The 653-nt window shown below is 49.1% G+C and carries 1 rRNA gene; it reads left to right on the top strand.

The window, feature by feature from the left end:
* A 23S ribosomal RNA gene (locus RV00_RS15950) occupies positions 1 to 653 on the top strand; the annotation flags it as partial.

Below are 653 nucleotides of genomic sequence, written 5' to 3'. Positions count from 1 at the left end.
GAGATTTCCGAATGGGGGAACCCAGCATCTTTTATAGGATGTTACTTTTCAGTGAATACATAGCTGATTAGAGGTAGACGCAGAGAACTGAAACATCTAAGTACCTGCAGGAAGAGAAAGAAAATTCGATTCCCTGAGTAGCGGCGAGCGAAACGGGAAAAGCCCAAACCAAGAGGCTTGCCTCTTGGGGTTGTAGGACTCCGATATGGTAGTCCAGTGAAATAGTCGAAGGACCTGGAAAGGTCTGCTAGAAAGGGTAAAAGCCCCGTAGACAAAATTTGACTGGCACCTAGGAGGATCCTGAGTACGGCGGAACACGAGGAATTCCGTCGGAATCCGGGAGGACCATCTCCCAAGGCTAAATACTCCCTAGTGACCGATAGTGAACCAGTANATAGCGTGCCTTTTGTAGAATGAACCGGCGAGTTACGATTACTTGCGAGGTTAAGTTGAAAAGACGGAGCCGTAGCGAAAGCGAGTCTGAATAGGGCGAATGAGTAAGTGGTCGTAGACCCGAAACCATGTGATCTACCCATGTCCAGGTTGAAGGTGCGGTAAAACGCACTGGAGGACCGAACCCACGTACGTTGAAAAGTGCGGGGATGAGGTGTGGGTAGCGGAGAAATTCCAAACGAACTTGGAGATAGCTGGTT

The organism is Enterococcus devriesei, assembly GCF_001885905.1.
GTDB lineage: Bacteria > Bacillota > Bacilli > Lactobacillales > Enterococcaceae > Enterococcus_A > Enterococcus_A devriesei.
This window is presented reverse-complemented; position numbering and strand designations above follow the sequence as displayed.